The sequence below is a fragment of the Variovorax sp. SG517 genome, assembly GCF_013376045.1.
In the GTDB taxonomy this organism is placed as follows: domain Bacteria; phylum Pseudomonadota; class Gammaproteobacteria; order Burkholderiales; family Burkholderiaceae_C; genus Variovorax.
This window is the reverse complement of record NZ_JABMJG010000001.1, coordinates 548,540-564,714: the sequence shown is the minus strand read 5'-3', so window position 1 is coordinate 564,714 and position 16,175 is coordinate 548,540. Positions and strand designations below refer to the sequence as shown.

The following is a 16,175-nucleotide window of genomic DNA, read 5'->3' as shown; positions in this document are numbered from 1 at the left end:
TTTTTCGATGAACCTGCTCGCCTCGATGCGCTACCTGGTGGCGCTGAACGAGCACAAGCACTTCGGCCGCGCGGCCCAGGCCTGCCATATCACGCAGCCGGCGCTGTCGAATGCGCTGCGCGCGCTGGAGACCGAGTTCGGCGTCGTCATCGTCAAGCGGGCCCGCGTGTACGTGGGCCTCACGCACGAGGGCGAGCGCGTGCTGGCCACGGCGCAGCGCATGCTGCGCGACAACGAGGTGCTGTTGCAGGAGCTGCGCAGCGACGCGGACAACCCGCACGGCAGCCTGCGCATGGCCGCCGTGCCCACCGCGATCCCGATGCTCTCGCGCTTCGCGGCCATGCTGCAGGAGCGGCATCCGGGCATCGTGCCGGCGGTGCTGTCGATGAGCTCGCAGGACCTGGAGACGGGGCTGGAGAACCTCTCCATCGACCTCGCGCTGGGCTACACCGAGCGCATGCATCTGCCGGGCATCAAGCTCGCGGCCTGGCCGCAGAGCGTGGAGCACTACTTCCTGCTGCGCCGCGCCGGGAAGCCTTCGTTCGACCAACTGCGCATCGGCCAGCCGATGTCGTGGGCCGAAGCGGGCAGGCTGCCGCTGTGCCTGCTGACCTCCGACATGCACAACCGCGCCATCGTCGACCAGGCGCTGCGCGAGGCGGGCGCAGCGGTGAATCCGGCGATCGAGACCAATTCGGTGCTGGCGCTCGCGCTCGCGGTGAGCGCGGGCAAGATCTGCAGCGTGCTGCCCGGCGGCATGGTGGATGCCGTGCGCACCCATCGCGAGCTGGAGGCGCTGCCGCTGGTGGGGCCGGACGTGCGCACGCCCATCGGCTTCATGACGCAGGAGGGCGTGCGCGCCTCGCGCGCGCTTGAAGCCGCGCTCTCATTCATGCAGGCGCCCGAGTGGCTGGCGCATCTGCGGGAGCACGACGGCTCGCTCGGCGAATGACTGTCGCGGCACTGCCACCAAAGTCTTCGTCATTTAGTTATTGAATCAGGCCATGCCCTGATCGAATTTGACGGCGCTTAAACCATTCGCAGACACTCCGCGCCCCGGATTAGCAAAAACTTACACATCCGGCGAACAAGGAGAAATATGGCAGGTTCATCTGCAGGCGTTCTCGATGGAGAACGCGTAGCTGGAGGAGGGGCGCAGACGCAACCCGGCTTCCTGGAAAAAGAACGCATCATCGCGGGCCCCGGCTTCAACCGCTGGCTCGTTCCACCGGCCGCATTGGCCATCCACCTGTGCATCGGCATGGCCTATGGCTTCTCGGTGTTCTGGCTGCCGCTGTCGAAGGCGCTGGGCACCGCGGGCACCGGCGCGCAGGCCTGCGCCAAGGACATGAGCTTCTTCGCCGAGCTCTTCGCCACCAACTGCGACTGGCGCGTGGCCACCCTCGGGTGGATGTACACGCTGTTCTTCGTCTTCCTCGGCTGCTCGGCGGCCCTGTGGGGCGGCTGGCTCGAACGCGCGGGTCCGCGCAAGGCCGGCGTGGTGTCGGCGCTGTGCTGGTGCGGCGGCATGCTGCTGTCGGCACTGGGCATCCACCTGCACCAGTTCTGGCTGATGATCCTCGGCTCCGGCGTGATCGGCGGCATCGGCCTGGGCCTGGGCTACATCTCGCCGGTGAGCACGCTGATCAAGTGGTTCCCCGACCGCCGCGGCATGGCCACCGGCATGGCCATCATGGGCTTCGGCGGCGGCGCGATGATCGGCTCGCCGCTGGCGGTCGACCTGATGAAGCGCTTCTCCACCGCCACCGACGTGGGCGTGATGCAGACATTCGTCGTCATGGCGCTGGGCTACTTCGTCTTCATGATGGCCGGCGCGCTGGGCTACCGCGTGCCGCCCTCGGGCTGGAAGCCCGAAGGCTGGACGCCGCCGCCGGCGCAGACCAGCAACGCCATGATCACGCAGCGCCACGTGCACGTGAAGAAGGTCTGGGGCATTCCGCAGTTCTGGCTCGTGTGGCTGGTGCTTTGCATGAACGTGAGCGCGGGCATCGGCGTGATCGGCATGGCTTCGCCCATGCTGCAGGAAGTGTTCGGCGGCGCGCTGATCGATCTGCCGGCCAAATACGGCGAACTCGACAAGACGCAGCTCGCGGCCATCGCCGTGGTGGCGGGCGGCTTCACGGCGCTGCTGTCGCTCTTCAACATCGGCGGGCGCTTCGTGTGGGCGAGCATGTCGGACAAGCTGGGCCGCAAGCTCACCTACACGGTGTTCTTCGTGCTCGGCGGCATCCTGTACGCGAGCATTCCCTCGTCGGCTGGCGCTGGCAGCAAGCTGCTCTTCGTGGGCGCGTGCTGCGTGATCGTGTCGATGTACGGCGGCGGCTTCGCCACCGTGCCGGCCTACCTGGCGGACCTGTTCGGCACGCAGTTCGTGGGCGCCATCCATGGCCGCCTGCTGACGGCATGGGCCACGGCCGGCATCCTCGGCCCGGTGGTGGTGAACTACATGCGCGAGTACCAGCTGGGCCTGGGCCTGCCGCGCGAGCAGGTCTACAACCAGACCATGTACATCCTCGTGGGCATGCTGGTGATCGGCTTCATCGCCAACCTGCTGGTGCGCCCGGTGGCCGACAAGCACTTCATGAGCGATGAAGAGCTGGCCGTCGAGAAGAAGCTGGCGCACGAGAAGGCCTCGGCCGCCGAAGTGGGCAGCGGCTCGGGCCGCGCCGACACGGTGAGCCCGGCGGTCGTCGCGCTGGCCTGGCTGGCGGTGGGCATTCCGCTGGCCTGGGGCGTCTACAAGACGCTGGTGAGCGCCGCCAAGTTCTTCAACTGAAGGCGGTCCGCAACGGCAGTCGGCGGCGCCAGCGGCGCGCCCCGGCTGCTGGCCGCTGCAGGCGGACAATGGCGCCCAGCATTGGTTTACGCTTGGCGCCCACATGAAATCCAAAGTCCAGTTCCGCCTGCGCATCTACCGGGACGACGCCATCGCCATCGGCCCCGGCAAGATCGCGGTGCTCGAAGCCGTGGCCGAGACCGGCTCGATCTCGGCGGCCGCCCGGCTGCTGGGCATGTCGTACCGCCGGGCCTGGATGCTGATCGACGAGATGAACCAGGCGCTGGCCTCTCCGGCCGTGAACACGGCGGCAGGCGGCTCGCGCGGCGGCGGCACGGCGCTCACACCGGTCGGCGAGGAGATCGTCAAGCACTACCGGGCCATCGAGAACGCCGCGCGCCTTGCTGCCGCGGCGGACATCCGGGCCCTGACGCGGCTCCTGGCGCAATAGGTCTGCAAGCGACCATCGAGCTGCCGGCACGCGCGGTTCATTGCTCCTTGATCGTTCCCGGAATGCCTCTTCCGGCCGGCGGCACGGCCCACGCCGCCTCGCGGCGCAGCACCTCCCCGATGTCGCCCGCGTCGGTGGCGCCCACGAAGAAGGACTGGCTCGCGCCGTCCGCGCCGGTGATGGACAGCACGAAGCCGGCGGCATCCGTGGTGCGTTCGATGCGCCATTCCCGTACCTGTGTCACGCGATGGCGAAGCTCCGGCCGACCCGAGATCGAACGGACGACGGCGTCGTGGGCGGATGCGCGCATGGCAGGTGTCTCCTACGCTATATCCGTCAGTATATGGAGGATGACCGATTTGCGCACTCCTGAAGGACCATGGGGCGGGACGTGTAACAATCTCGCCGTATTCTCATGAACACGACGAATTCGCTAATCGCTTCGACCGACTGGTTCCCGCTGGTGCTGTCGCTCAAGGTCGCGGCCGTGGCGACCGTGCTGGCGCTGATCGTCGGCGTGGCGCTGGGCTGGATGTTCGCGCGCAAGAAATTCTTCGGCAGCAACGTGCTCGAAGCTGTCTTCATGCTGCCGCTGGTGCTGCCGCCCACGGTGATCGGCTACGCCATCCTCGTGGCGGCCGGCCGCCGCAGCCCGCTGGGCGCGTGGCTGCGCGAGCACCTCGACTACACCATCATCTTCAGCTGGCACGGCGCCGTGGTCGCCTCGGCCGTGGTGGCGCTGCCGCTGGTGCTCAAGTCGGCCAGCGCGGCGTTCTCGGGCGTGGACCGCTCGCTCGAAGCCGCGGCCAGCACGCTGCGGCAGTCGCCGTTTTCGGTGTTCCTGCGCGTCACGCTGCCGCTGGCGTGGCCAGGCATCCTGGCGGGCACGCTGCTGGCCTTCGCGCGCGCCATGGGCGAGTTCGGCGCCTCGCTGATGGTGGCCGGCTCCATTCCGAAGCAGACCCAGACGCTGTCGATGGCCATCTACGACGCGGTGCAGGCGGGGCACGACGACCTCGCGCTGCTGCTGGTCATCGTGACCTCGCTGCTGTCGATCACCGTGCTGGTGCTGTCGAACCGCTTCTTTTCGCTGAGATGAGCACACCCCCAGGCTTCGCGCACTTCGTGTCGCTTCGCCAACCCCCTTGCAGGGGGCAACACCAGCGGCCCGGCAAAGCCGGTTCCGCGGTGTTCCCCGAAGAGGAAGGGGACTCTTTTTAGTCCTCAGCTCCCTATTACTTCCTGGAGATCATCATGCGTCGGTTGCGTCTTTTGTCCCTCGTCGTTGCTCTGGGCTTGCCGCTGGCTGCCTCGGCCCAGCAGATCACCGTGTCCGCCGCCGCGAGCCTGACCGACGCGTTCAAGGAGATCGGACCGAAGTTCGAGGCCGCCAAGGCGGGCGCCTCGGTGCGCTTTAACTTCGCGGCCTCGGGCGTGCTGCTGCAGCAGATCGGGCAGGGCGCGCCAGTGGACGTGTTCGCCAGCGCCGACCAGGAAACGATGAACCGCGGCGCCGAGCAGAAGCTCGTCGACACCGCCACGCGCAAGGACTTCGTCACCAACAGCCTGGTGCTCATCGAGCCCGCCAGGGAAGGCGTGGGCCTGAAGTCGCTGCAGGACCTGAGCGGCGCCGGCGTCAGGAAGATCGCCGTCGGCAAGGTCGCGACCGTGCCGGTCGGCCGCTATACCAAGCAGGTCCTGGATAACGTCAACCTCTGGACCGCGCTGGAGCCCAAGTTCGTGCAGGCCGACAGCGTGCGCCAGGTGCTCGACTACGTGAGCCGCGGCGAGGCAGAGGCCGGCTTCGTCTACCGCACCGACGCGGCCATCGCCGGCGACAAGGTGAAGATCGCCTTCACTCCCACCGGCCACACGCCCGTGACCTACCCGATCGCGGTGGTCGCCGAGAGCAGGCAGAAGGCGCTGGCCGGCGACTTCATCGCCTTCCTCTCGACGCCCGCCGCGCAGGAAGTGCTCGCGCGCTACGGATTCGGCAAGCCATGATCGATGTCGATCTGAAGCTCACGGTGGCCGACGGCCGGCGGCGCTTCGATCTCGCGGTGCGTTTCGCGACGGACGTGCCCTTCGCCGCGCTCTACGGCCCGTCGGGCGCGGGCAAGTCGCTCACGCTGCAGGCCATTGCCGGCCTGCTGCATCCCAGCTCGGGGCACGTGCGGCTCGACGGCCGCACGCTGTACGACTCGGCCCAGGGCATCGACGTGCCCGCGCCGGCGCGGCGCATCGGCTATCTCTTCCAGGACTACGCGCTTTTCCCGCACTTGAGCGTGCGCGAGAACGTCGCCTTCGGCCTGACCGCATGGCACCGCCGCAAGCCCGCCGCGAAGGACGCCGAGCGCGTCCACGCACTGCTCGAAAGCTTCGGCCTAGCCGCGCTCGCCGACAGCCGCCCGCAGACTCTCTCCGGCGGCCAGCGGCAGCGCGTGGCGCTCGCCCGCGCCCTGGCCTGCGAACCGCAGGTGCTGCTGCTCGACGAGCCCTTCGCCGCCCTCAACCCCATGCTGCGCGCCGAACTGCGCGAGGAACTCGCCCAGGTGCGCAGGCAGTGGGGCATTCCGGTGCTGATGATCACGCACGACATCGAAGACGTTCTCGCCCTGGCCGACGTGGCCTTCGTCTACAGCGAAGGCCGGGTGGTGCGCGAGATCGACCTGCACAACGCCGAGAGCCGCGAGTTCGCGCTGCACGAGGCGGCCGGCGCTCGCGTCGTGGAAGACACGCCGCTGCGGCGAAAGCTTAGGGGGCTGCTGATGAGGGATGTGCGCAGCTGATGCTTTGCATCGCATAAGCGATACACTTTGGCGATGAAAACCGCCACCATCCCCTCCGTGCGTGTCGAGCCCGAATTCCGGGATGAAGTCGAACAGGTGCTTGGCGAGGGGGAGACCCTGTCCCAGTTCGTGGAGGCGGCCGTCCGCGCCTGCGTTCAGCAGCGCAAGAGCCAGGCCGAGTTCGTGGCGCGCGGCATGAAGTCGCTGACCAGCGCGCGGCGCAGCGGGGAATATGTCGAGGCGGGCGAGATGATGCAGCGCCTCAGGACCAAGCTCGAATCGGCGGCGAAGAAACAGCAAGGCGCAGCTCGCCGGTGAGCTACTCGGTCCGGTTCACGCGTCAGGCGGCCGAAGACCTGGAGCGGCTGTATGACTTCGTCCTCGAACGGGAGCTCGCCAGGGGCGGCGATCTCGCGCTTGCCGAGCGGGCCCTCGAAGCGATCGAGCACGGCATAGCGACCCTCGGTTTTTCGCCCTTCACCTGTCGTAAGGCGGGCGAAAATCCCTTCATCCGAGAGCTCGTGATTCCGTTCGGCGCCAGCGGCTATGTCGCACTGTTCGAAATAGAAGCAAGCGACTTGATCGTCGTGGCCGCCGTCAGGCATCAGCGCGAAGACGACTATCACTGACGACACGGCGGCCGGTTCATTTCCTTTTTGAATCGCCGCATGTCCCGATTCAATTTGACGCTCCGCCGGCCCGCGGCGAACACTCGCCCGCATGAGCAGCGAGCAGAAGATCGAGTTTTACAAGGGCCCGGCGGGCGGCTGGGGCGCATTGCGCAGCGTGACGAACGCGCTGCTGCGGCAGGACATTCCCATCAAGGGCGCGAAGACGCTGCTCTCGGCCAACCAGCCTGACGGTTTCGACTGCCCCGGCTGCGCCTGGCCCGACCGCAACCACGCCTCCACCTTCGAGTTCTGCGAGAACGGCGTCAAGGCCGTGGCCGCCGAAGCCACCGCGCGCCGCGCCGGTCCGGAGCTGTTCGCGAAGCACACGGTGGCCGAACTGGCCGAGCAGAGCGACTTCTGGCTCGAGGACCAGGGCCGGCTCACCCACCCCATGGCCTACGACGCGGCGAGCGACAAGTACGTGCCGATCGAGTGGGACGACGCCTTCGCGCGCATCGCCCGCCACCTGAACGCGCTGCCCGACCCCGACCAGGCCATCTTCTACACCTCGGGCCGCGCGAGCAACGAGGCGGCCTTCCTGTACCAGCTCTTCGTGCGCGAGTACGGCACCAACAATTTTCCCGACTGCTCGAACATGTGCCACGAGCCCAGCGGCAGCGGCATGCGCCCGCAGCTCGGCGTGGGCAAGGGCACGGTCACGCTCGACGACTTCGAGAAGGCCGACGCGATCTTCATCTTCGGCCAGAACCCCGGCACCAACCACCCGCGCATGCTCGGCGAGCTGCGCGCGGCATCGAAGCGCGGCGCGCGCATCGTGAGCTTCAACCCGCTGCGCGAGCGCGGCCTGGAGCGCTTCGCCGACCCGCAGGACAAGCTGGAGATGGCGACCCTGGGCTCCACGCCCATCAGTACGCACTACTTCCAGCTACGCGTGGGAGGCGACTTCGCCGCCATCAAGGGGATGATGAAGCACGTCATCGAGCGCGAGGACGAGGCCGTGGCACGCGGCGAGCCTTCGGTGCTCGACCATGCATTCATCGCCGAGCACACCACCGGCTTCGAGGCCGTGGCGGATGACCTGCGTGCCGAGCAGTGGGACATGCTGGTGAGCGAATCGGGCCTGAGCGAGGAACAGATCCGCGCCGCGGCCGACGTGTACCTGGGCGCCGAGCGCGTCATCGCCTGCTGGGGCATGGGCATCACTCAGCACCAGCATTCGGTTGCCACGATCCAGATGATCGGCAACCTGCTCATGTTGCGCGGCAACATGGGCCGCGAAGGCGCGGGCGCCTGCCCGGTGCGCGGCCACAGCAACGTGCAGGGCGACCGCACCATGGGCATCTGGGAGAAGCCGCCCGCGGCGCTGCTCGACCGCCTGCAGCAGGTATTCGGCTTCGAGCCGCCGCGCCGCAACGGCGTGGACACCGTCGAGGCCATCCAGTCGATGCTCGACGGCAAGGGCCGGGTGTTTTTCGCGCTCGGCGGCAACTTCGCGGCCGCCACGCCCGACACCTACCAGACCTGGAAGGCGCTGAAGCAGTGCGAGCTGACCGTGCACGTTACGACCAAGCTCAACCGAAGCCACGTGATCCATGGGCGCGAGGCGCTGATCCTGCCGTGCCTGGGCCGCACCGAGATCGACATGCAGGCCGGCGGCCAGCAGGGCGTGACGGTGGAAGACTCGATGAGCATGGTGCACATCTCGATGGGCATCAACCCGCCCGCGTCGGAGCACCTGTTGTCCGAGCCGGCCATCGTGGCGCGGCTCGCGGCGGCCACGCTGGGCGCGCGCAGCAAGACGCCGTGGCTCTGGCTCATCGAGGACTATTCGCGCATCCGCGACAAGATCGAAGCCGTCTTCGACGACTTCAAGGACTTCAACGCCCGCGTGGCGCACCCCGGCGGCTTCCGCCTGCGCAACACCGCGAGCGAGCGCGTGTGGAACACGGCGTCGAAGAAGGCCGTGTTCTTCACTCACGCCGTGCCGCTGGACACGCCCTCGCACCGCGCCCGCACGCTTTTCGCGAAGAAAGGCGACACCATCGTCTTCACGCTGCTGACCACGCGCTCGCACGACCAGTACAACACCACCATCTACGGCATGGACGACCGCTACCGCGGCGTGTTCGGCCAGCGCCGCGTGGTCTTCATCAACCAGGAAGACATCCGCGCCCTGGGCATGAAGGACTGCGACTGGGTCGACATCCAGACGGTGTGGAACGACGGCCAGGAGCGCCGCGCCGACCGCTTCAAGCTGGTGGCCTACGACATCCCGCGCGGCAACCTCGCGGCCTACTACCCCGAGACCAATCCGCTGGTGCCGCTGTCGGCAGTGGCCGAGAACGCGGGCACGCCGACCTCCAAGTCCATTCCCGTGGTGCTGGTGCCGCATGAGCTGCCGATCCAGAAGCTGGCGGAGGACGAAGCGGACGGGATGGTGGCGGCCTGATGAGTGCCTTGCTGCAGGACAGCCTGTCCGTCGCCATCCTGCGCATGCTCGCGCAGGAGCCGGACGGCAGCGGCGTCTCGCTGCCGCGCCTGGGCAAGCGGCTCGGCCAGGGCGCCAGCGTGCTGATGCGCCGGCTCACGATGATGGGCGATGCCGCCATCGGCGGCGTGCGCGGCCCGGGCTGGGTGCGCGTGGTGCAGCACGACGACCGCTGGGTCGCGCACCTGCTCGAAGCCGGGCGGGCGCAGGTGGGAACACTTCCTCCCGACGAAGACGAAAACCGCGACTGAGCCGACAATGGCTCGCCCAGCCGGAGCCCACATGTCGAAGCCAGATCACGACGATTCCGAAGACACCCTGCCGCCGCTGTCGCGGCACGCCGTGCGCGTGTTCGGCGAACGCGGCGTCGCGCCCGAAGGCGAACTGCGCGACGACACGCTCGCGGCCGAGGTGCCGGTGGCGCTCGTGTTCAACGGCGTCTCGCACGCGGTGATGATGGCCACCCCGCAGGACATGGAAGCCTTCGCCCTCGGCTTCGCGCTGAGCGAGGGCATCCTCGACACCGCCGCCGACTGCCGCGGCATCGACGTGCGCACCGTCGATGCCTCCGAAGCCGGCCTGCCCGCCGGCATGCCAGGCATCGAGGTACAGCTCGAGATTTCCACGCGCAGCTTCGAGCGTCTGAAGGACCGCCGCCGCAGCCTCGCCGGCCGCACCGGCTGTGGCGTGTGTGGCGTCGAGAGCTTCGCGGGGCTCGACCTCTCTCCGCAGCCGGTGCCCCGGTGCGACTGGATCGAGCGCATCGACCTCGCGACCGTGCTGCGCGCCTTCGCCGCCATGCCGCCGCGCCAGGTCTTCAATGCCAAGGCGGGTGCGATCCATGCAGCCGCATGGGCCAGCGTCGACGGTGAACTCACCGACTTGATGGAAGACGTGGGCCGCCACAACGCGCTCGACAAGCTCATCGGCAGCCTCGCGCAAGCGGGCCGCCTGCAGGAGCCGGGCTTCGTGCTGATGTCCAGCCGCGGCAGCCATGAACTCGTGCGCAAGTGCGCGCGCGTGGGTATCGCGGCGATGGCGACCATCTCCGCGCCCACCGCCATGGGCGTGCGCATGGCCGAGTTGTGCGGCCTGCGGTTCTGGGGGCTGTGCCGCGCGCCGCGGGGCGTGCTCTATGCCGACGGGCTCGGCGGCGCGGCTCTTTCGAGCGCCAGCACCGCATCGGCCACGGCCTCGATGCCCTGATCCGAAAGATCGCCGGCCGCCACGCGCTGCCGCTGCGCCCAGGCGCGGAAATGCAGTTCCTGCGACTTCTGGTAATGCGGGTCGTAGTGCAGCGACATCAGCTCCGAGAACAGATGCGGCAGGTCAGCCTCGTGCGCCCACTGCTGCCAGCGCGAGACGGTCTCCTTGCCCTGCAATTCCTTGAGCGCGCCGAGCCTGTCGGCCAGCGCGTCGCGGTCGTCGCCAAGGTAGGCGTAGTCGCGCAGCAGATAGGCGAGCCGCGCTTCTGGCGTGGCGCACACCTCGATGCACGGCGCCGCCCGCATCCGAGCCACCAGCGACAAGGGCAAGGACAAGCGCCCGATGCGGATGCTCTCGCCCTCCACGTACAGCGGTCGCGAAAGATCTACCGTTTCAAGCACCGCCGCGATCAGGGTCTCGAAGTGCTTTTGCGAAGGCTGCGCCACGCCCGGCAGCGAACCGAGCAGCGATCCCTTGTGGCGGGCGAAATCTTCCAGGTCGAGCACCTGCGCGCCGCGCGCAGCCAGTGCGTGCAGCACGCGCGTCTTGGCGCTGCCGGTGGCGCCGCAGATCACGCGCAGGTCGAGCTTCGGCGTCAGCGTGTCGATCTGCGAGATCACGTGCCGGCGGAAGCTCTTGTAGCCGCCCGCGAGCTGCTGCGCGTCCCAGCCGACGAGGCGCAGCCACGTCACCATCGAGCCGCTGCGCATGCCGCCGCGCCAGCAATACACCAGCGGCTTCCAGTTCTCGGGCCGGTCGGCCAGCGTCTCGCGCAGGTGCCGCGCGATGTTGGCAGCCACCATCGCACCGCCGATGCGGCGGGCCTCGAAGGCGCCGGTCTGCACGTAGACGGTGCCGACGATATGGCGCTCCTCGTCGTTCAGCACCGGGCAGTTGATGGCGCCGGGAATGTGGTCGAGCGCGAACTCGGCGGGCGAGCGGGCGTCGATCAGCGTGTCGAAGGCGTGGCGGTCGGCCACCCGCACGGGCTGGCGGTGACTCATGGCAGAAGGAACCTCATGCCCCCGATTGTCGGCGACAGGGGCGCTCAGGCGTAGGCTGGCCCAAGTCCTCTACGCAAGCGAGCGCTTGCACAGTCCACCAGCGTGACCAGCACGAACATCGCGATCAGCACCGTCATCGCCTGCTGCTGCTGGAAGATCGACAGGTGGAAGTACAGCAGCTGCCCCAGCCCGCCGCCGCCCACGAAGCCCAGCACGGCCGCCATGCGGATGTTCATTTCCCAGCGGTAGAGCGTGTAGGCCACCCATTGCGGCAGCACGATGGGCAGGCTGGCGTAGCTGAAGGCGGTGACTGCATTCGCGCCCGAAAGCGTGAGCGCGTGTTCGGGCTCGCGCGGCGCGTTCTCCAGCGCCTCGGCGAACAGGCGCCCCAGAACGCCCGTGGTGTGCAGCGACAGCGCCAGCGCGCCCGCGAACGGCCCGATGCCGGCGGCCAGCACCATCAGCGCGGCCCAGACCAGTTCGGGCACGCTGCGCAGGAAGTTGAGCGCGAAGCGCGCCACGTGGCGCGGCATCCATCCGGCGCGCCCCGAAGCCGGCAAGGCCAGTACCGCGCCTGCAAGGGCTGCAAGCACGGTGCCCAGCGCCGACACCGCCAGCGTCTGCAAGGCCCCGTGGCCGGCCTTGGCGAGGAAGTCCGGCGACATGTCGGGCGGGAAGAACTCGGCGACGAACTTGCCCATGAGCCTGAGCGATTCCGCCGAGCCCAGGGCCCGGTAGTCGATGCCCAGGTACACGAAGCTCGCCACGACGGCCGCGCCGATCAGCAGCAGCGCGATGCGGCAGCGCCAGCACGGTGGCGGTCGCGGAGGCAGCGTCTTCGCCGTCATGCCAGCAGCCTCCGCAGCGCGCTGCTCAGCAGGTCGGCCAGCAGCACCAGCGCCAGGAACACCAGCAGGATGCTGCTGGCTTCGCCGCCGTTGAGCATCTTCATCGACTGGTCCATCAGTTGCCCCAGCCCGCCTGCGCCGACGAAGCCCATCACCACCGAGGCGCGCACCGCGCACTCCCAGCGGTAGACGGTGTACGACGCCAGCTCCTGAGCCGTGTTCGGCAGCAGGCCGTAGCACAGCGCCGCGAGCCGGCCGCTGCCGCCCTCGAGCAGCGCGCGCGCAGGCCGTGTGTCGGCCGATTCCAGGATCTCGGCGTAGACCTTGCCCAGCATGCCGCCGTAGGTGATGGCCAGCGCCAGCACGCCCGAGGCCGGACCGAGCCCGAGCGCGCGCACGAAGAGCAGCGCCCAGACGATCTCCGGAATCGCCCGCAGCACCATCAGCAGCCAGCGCGCGGCCTGCCGAACGATGCCAGCCTGCACGCGGCCCGGCCCCGGCCCGATGCGCGAGATGGACAGCGCGCGCGTCGTCACGAAGCCCAGCGGCGCGCCGATCAGCAACGCGAGCGCGGTGCCTGCCGTGGCCATGGCCAGCGTCTCCAGCGTGGCCTTGAAGAGCAGGGCGAGAAATGCCGGCGAGCCATCAGGCGGAAAGAAGCCCGCCAGGAAGCCGCCGATGACCGCGAGATTGCCGCCGTCGAACAGCGCCCAGGGCCTGAATTCGGAAAGCGCCAGCATCGGCCACGCGACGACGAGCGCGGCGGCGCAAGCGGCCAGCCGGCGCGCGGCGTGCGGGTCGCGCATGGCCGGGGAGGCGAGGTTCGTGCTCAAGGGCAGTCGGGCCGCTGGAAGGCCGCCTCCACCGCCGCAGCAGCTGTCGTCGCACCCGGCGGCAGCGGCCGCTGCGTCGCAACACCGCCTTCGCTCGCGTAGAGCGCATCGAGCATCTCGGGCGTGACCTGCGATGCCGGCAGGTCGAACATCACCGCACCGCCGCGCATGCCGACGATGCGCGGAAACCAGCGCAGCGCGAGGTCCACCGCGTGCAGCGAGGCCATCAGCGTCGCGCCCGTCGATTCGCTCTGCGCCACGAGCTGGCCGATGGCCGCGTCGGCCAGCGTGGGGTCGAGCGCCGACACCGGCTCGTCGGCCAGCAGCAGGGCAGGGCGCTGGTAGAGCACGCGCGCGATGCCCACGCGCTGGAGCTGGCCGCCGGAGAGCCGGTCGCAGCGCTCGAACAGGCGGTCTTCCAGCGCCAGGCGTGAGAGCGCCTCGTGCGCGCCCGCAATGTCCGAGGGATGCAGCAGCGAGCCCAGCGCGCGCAGCATCGACCATTCGCCGAGACGCCCCGCGAGCACGGCAGTGACCACGCGCAGCCTCGGCGCGATGGGTGGTGACTGGTGCACGGTGCCGATGCGTGCGCGCAGCTTCTTCAGCGCCGGCGCGGGTAGCTGCCACGGCCTGGCGCCGAGCGCCTGCACCTCGCCTTCGGTGGGCCGCAGCGCCGCGCCGAGCACGCGCAGCAGCGTGGTCTTGCCCGCGCCCGAGGGGCCGATGACGGCGATGCGTTCGCCGTCGCGCGCGGACAGCGTCACAGCGGCCAGCGCGCGCTGGCCGTTGGGATGGATCACGCCGACGGCTTCGAGGGAGAAGCTCATGCGGAGGGGCTTTCGGACGCTGGTGCCCCCGCCTCCGGACGAATCACTTGATCAGACCAGCCGACTTGCCCGCCGTCTCGATCCCGTCGTAGTTCGACGACTTGGTCGGAATGAACTTGCTCGCGCGCTGCAGCGCCATGATTTCCTTGTGCGCTGGGTTGGCCGGGTCGAGCTTGAGGAAGGCGTCGGTCAGCTTCTTCGTGACCGCGGGATCGAGGCCGGGGCGCACGGTCCAGTTGTAGTCGTAGTAGGTCGGCGTGGTGGCCAGCACGCGCACCTTGGCGGCGTTGGGGTTCTTGGCCTCCACCAGCTTGTCCCACACCGAGGCGTTGAGCACGCCGGCCTCGGCGCGCGAGGCGGCCACGAAGGCCACGGTGGCGTCGTGCGCGCCCGAGAACGCGACGGTCTTGAAGTCCTTCTCGGGGTTGATGCCCGCCTGCAGCAGGAAGTAGCGCGGCATCAGGCTGCCCGAGGTGGAGGAGGGCGCGCCGAAGGCGAAGGTCTTGCCCTTCAGGTCGGCCAGCGTCTTCGCGGTGCTGTCGACCGGCACGATGAACTTGCTGGTGAACACCTCGTCCTCCGCGCGCTGCACGATGGGCACCGCGCCGCCGTTGGTGCGGATGCGCGCCTGCACGTAGGTGAAGCCGCCGAGCCAGGCCAGGTCGATCTTGTTGGTGGCCAGGCCCTCGACCACGGCGGCGTAGTCGGTCACGGGCGTGAACTGCACGTCCATGCCGGTTTCCTTCTTCAGGTAGTCGCCCAGCGGCGTGAACTTGCGCTGCAGCTCGGTGGGCGCCTCGTCGGGAATGGCCGAGACGCGCAGCACGCCCTGCGCGAAGGCGCCGAGGCTCGCGGCGGAGAAGGTCAGGCCAAGGGCCAGTCGGGTGAGAGTCTTTTTCATGGATGCGCCTCTGGGACGTGCGGGATAGGAAGGGACGGGATTGTAGAAAGCGGGCCCGATTCGATAATCGCGCCATGAACCCGACTCTCATGAACCCGCTCGCGCCGCTGCGCCTCACGAGTTTTTCGCATGGCGGCGGCTGCGGCTGCAAGATCGCGCCCGGCGTGTTGTCGCAGATCCTGAAGAACCAGGGCGGCGGGCTGATCCCGCCCGAGCTCATGGTGGGCATCGAGACCGCCGACGACGCGGCTGTCTACCGGCTCAACGACGAGCAGGCGCTGATCGCGACCACCGACTTCTTCATGCCCATCGTCGACGACCCGTACGAGTTCGGCCGCATCGCCGCGACCAACGCGATCAGCGACGTGTACGCGATGGGCGGGCGCCCGATCATGGCGCTGGCGCTCGTCGCCATGCCCATCAACCAGCTGCCGGTGGAAGTCATTGCCGAGATCGTGCGCGGCGGGCAGGACGTGTGCCGCGCGGCCGGCATCCCGATTGCGGGCGGCCACACCATCGATTCGGTCGAGCCGATCTACGGCTTCGTCGCCATGGGCCTGGTGCACCCCGATCGCGTGCGCCGCAACGCCGACGCGAAGGCCGGCGACGTGCTCGTGCTGGGCAAGCCGCTGGGCGTGGGCGTGCTCTCCGCCGCGCTCAAGAAGGAACAGCTCTCCGAGACCGGCTACCGCCAGCTCATCGAAAGCACGACCAAGCTCAACACGCCCGGCATCGCGCTGTCGGCCCTCGACGGCGTGCACGCCCTGACCGACGTCACCGGCTTCGGCCTCGCCGGCCACGCGCTCGAACTGGCGCGCGGCGCGAAGCTCAGGGCCGTCGTCGAGTGGTCGAAGGTGCCGCTGCTCGAGAACGTGCTGGCCATGGCCGCCGAAGGCTTCGTCACCGGCGCCTCGGGCCGCAACTGGGCCGGCTACGGCGCCGAGGTGAGCCTCGCGCCCGGCCTGCATGCCACCACGCAGAACCTGCTGAGCGATCCGCAGACCTCGGGCGGCCTGCTCGTGAGCTGCGCGCCCGATGCGGTCGATGCAGTGCTGAAGGTCTTCCGCGACGAAGGCTTCGCGCGCGCGGCCGTCATCGGCCGTGTGGAAGCTGGTGAGTCGTCGCTGCACGTGGTGCCCTGAAGCAGCGGTTCTACGCCGACTCGTCGAGTGGGCAGTCGCCGTCGCGAGCGGTCCGAGCTTGCGCCGAGAAGCGCAGACGTACATGGGTACGTCGAGCATCGCAGGTGCAAGATCGGATCGCGCAGCAGGCGAATGCCCGCTCGACGGCGGAAGGGGGAAGGAGTCGAACCTTCCCGGCGACGGCTGGCGCCACCAACCGGGTTTGAAGCCCGGCCGCCCCACCAGGGACGATCCCCTCCCATGATCGCTTTCGTTGT

The 16,175-nt window shown here is 68.9% G+C and carries 18 protein-coding genes and 1 tRNA gene; 12 read left to right on the top strand and 7 right to left on the bottom strand.

Translation table 11 applies throughout. The features are described 5' to 3' along the window. The first annotated feature begins 7 nt into the window (after window positions 1-7). The 3 genes from FHT32_RS02505 to FHT32_RS02495 all read left to right on the top strand — a co-directional run bounded on the left by FHT32_RS02505 (window position 8) and on the right by FHT32_RS02495 (window position 3,248). A complete protein-coding gene (locus FHT32_RS02505; protein WP_176663060.1) occupies window positions 8-952 on the top strand; it encodes a LysR family transcriptional regulator in 945 nt (314 codons plus the stop codon). Between the two features lie 147 nt (window positions 953-1,099). Then, window positions 1,100-2,797: an OFA family MFS transporter gene (locus FHT32_RS02500; RefSeq protein ID WP_176663059.1), complete on the top strand. Its 1,698-nt coding sequence runs from the start codon at window positions 1,100-1,102 to the stop codon at window positions 2,795-2,797. Between the two features lie 103 nt (window positions 2,798-2,900). Further along, the gene (locus FHT32_RS02495; protein ID WP_176663058.1) at window positions 2,901-3,248 is read left to right on the top strand and encodes a winged helix-turn-helix domain-containing protein; all 348 of its coding nucleotides are present in this window, start codon (window positions 2,901-2,903) and stop codon (window positions 3,246-3,248) included. Between the two features lie 37 nt (window positions 3,249-3,285). Here FHT32_RS02495 and FHT32_RS02490 read toward each other — a convergent pair whose 3' ends face one another. Continuing rightward, window positions 3,286-3,558 carry a hypothetical protein gene (locus FHT32_RS02490; protein ID WP_176663057.1) on the bottom strand — a complete coding sequence of 91 codons (273 nt, stop codon included), beginning with the start codon at window positions 3,556-3,558 and terminating at the stop codon, window positions 3,286-3,288. A gap of 105 nt (window positions 3,559-3,663) precedes the next feature. Between FHT32_RS02490 and modB the strand changes: the two genes are divergently transcribed. The 8 genes from modB (at window position 3,664) to fdhD (ending at window position 10,363) form a co-directional block, all read left to right on the top strand. Further along, entirely contained in the window at window positions 3,664-4,347 is a 684-nt protein-coding gene (gene modB / locus FHT32_RS02485; protein WP_176663056.1) for a molybdate ABC transporter permease subunit, read from the top strand. 155 nt (window positions 4,348-4,502) lie between these two features. After that, window positions 4,503-5,252, top strand: a complete 750-nt coding sequence (gene modA / locus FHT32_RS02480) for a molybdate ABC transporter substrate-binding protein (protein ID WP_176663055.1) — start codon at window positions 4,503-4,505, stop codon at window positions 5,250-5,252. Beyond that, window positions 5,249-6,037: an ABC transporter ATP-binding protein gene (locus tag FHT32_RS02475; protein ID WP_176663054.1), complete on the top strand. Its 789-nt coding sequence runs from the start codon at window positions 5,249-5,251 to the stop codon at window positions 6,035-6,037. Before modA ends, FHT32_RS02475 begins: the two co-directional genes overlap by 4 nt. A 33-nt stretch (window positions 6,038-6,070) precedes the next feature. Beyond that, a complete protein-coding gene (locus FHT32_RS02470) occupies window positions 6,071-6,355 on the top strand; it encodes a YlcI/YnfO family protein (protein ID WP_176663053.1) in 285 nt (94 codons plus the stop codon). Beyond that, entirely contained in the window at window positions 6,352-6,666 is a 315-nt protein-coding gene (locus tag FHT32_RS02465; RefSeq protein WP_176663052.1) for a type II toxin-antitoxin system RelE/ParE family toxin, read from the top strand. Before FHT32_RS02470 ends, FHT32_RS02465 begins: the two co-directional genes overlap by 4 nt. 91 nt (window positions 6,667-6,757) lie before the next feature. Then, window positions 6,758-9,118 (top strand): FdhF/YdeP family oxidoreductase, encoded by a 2,361-nt coding sequence (locus FHT32_RS02460; RefSeq protein ID WP_176663051.1) that lies wholly within the window; start codon window positions 6,758-6,760, stop codon window positions 9,116-9,118. Beyond that, the gene (locus FHT32_RS02455; protein WP_176663050.1) at window positions 9,118-9,408 is read left to right on the top strand and encodes a hypothetical protein; all 291 of its coding nucleotides are present in this window, start codon (window positions 9,118-9,120) and stop codon (window positions 9,406-9,408) included. The genes FHT32_RS02460 and FHT32_RS02455 overlap by 1 nt, the downstream gene beginning before the upstream one ends. A gap of 31 nt (window positions 9,409-9,439) precedes the next feature. Next, window positions 9,440-10,363, top strand: a complete 924-nt coding sequence (gene fdhD, locus FHT32_RS02450) for a formate dehydrogenase accessory sulfurtransferase FdhD (RefSeq protein WP_176663049.1) — start codon at window positions 9,440-9,442, stop codon at window positions 10,361-10,363. Here fdhD and mnmH read toward each other — a convergent pair. From mnmH to FHT32_RS02425, 5 genes are read right to left on the bottom strand one after another with little or no spacing between them, the layout of a single operon-like run. Next, the gene (gene mnmH, locus FHT32_RS02445; protein ID WP_176663048.1) at window positions 10,291-11,367 is read right to left on the bottom strand and encodes a tRNA 2-selenouridine(34) synthase MnmH; all 1,077 of its coding nucleotides are present in this window, start codon (window positions 11,365-11,367) and stop codon (window positions 10,291-10,293) included. The two genes, fdhD and mnmH, sit on opposite strands and share 73 nt — an antisense overlap. Window positions 11,368-11,411: 44 nt before the next feature. Further along, a complete protein-coding gene (gene phnE / locus FHT32_RS02440) occupies window positions 11,412-12,215 on the bottom strand; it encodes a phosphonate ABC transporter, permease protein PhnE (protein WP_176663047.1) in 804 nt (267 codons plus the stop codon). Then, on the bottom strand, window positions 12,212-13,021 hold the full coding sequence (locus tag FHT32_RS02435; protein ID WP_176663596.1) for an ABC transporter permease: 810 nt from the start codon (window positions 13,019-13,021) through the stop codon (window positions 12,212-12,214). The genes phnE and FHT32_RS02435 overlap by 4 nt, the downstream gene beginning before the upstream one ends. Window positions 13,022-13,044: 23 nt before the next feature. Next, on the bottom strand, window positions 13,045-13,875 hold the full coding sequence (locus FHT32_RS02430; RefSeq protein ID WP_176663046.1) for a phosphonate ABC transporter ATP-binding protein: 831 nt from the start codon (window positions 13,873-13,875) through the stop codon (window positions 13,045-13,047). 43 nt (window positions 13,876-13,918) lie between these two features. Continuing rightward, window positions 13,919-14,776 carry a putative selenate ABC transporter substrate-binding protein gene (locus FHT32_RS02425; protein WP_019656645.1) on the bottom strand — a complete coding sequence of 286 codons (858 nt, stop codon included), beginning with the start codon at window positions 14,774-14,776 and terminating at the stop codon, window positions 13,919-13,921. A gap of 74 nt (window positions 14,777-14,850) precedes the next feature. Here FHT32_RS02425 and selD point away from each other — a divergent pair, with 74 nt between their 5' ends. Continuing rightward, window positions 14,851-15,918: a selenide, water dikinase SelD gene (gene selD, locus FHT32_RS02420; RefSeq protein ID WP_256098848.1), complete on the top strand. Its 1,068-nt coding sequence runs from the start codon at window positions 14,851-14,853 to the stop codon at window positions 15,916-15,918. Between the two features lie 147 nt (window positions 15,919-16,065). Here selD and FHT32_RS02415 read toward each other — a convergent pair. Beyond that, window positions 16,066-16,158, bottom strand: a tRNA-Sec gene (locus FHT32_RS02415). Window positions 16,159-16,175 lie beyond the last annotated feature (17 nt).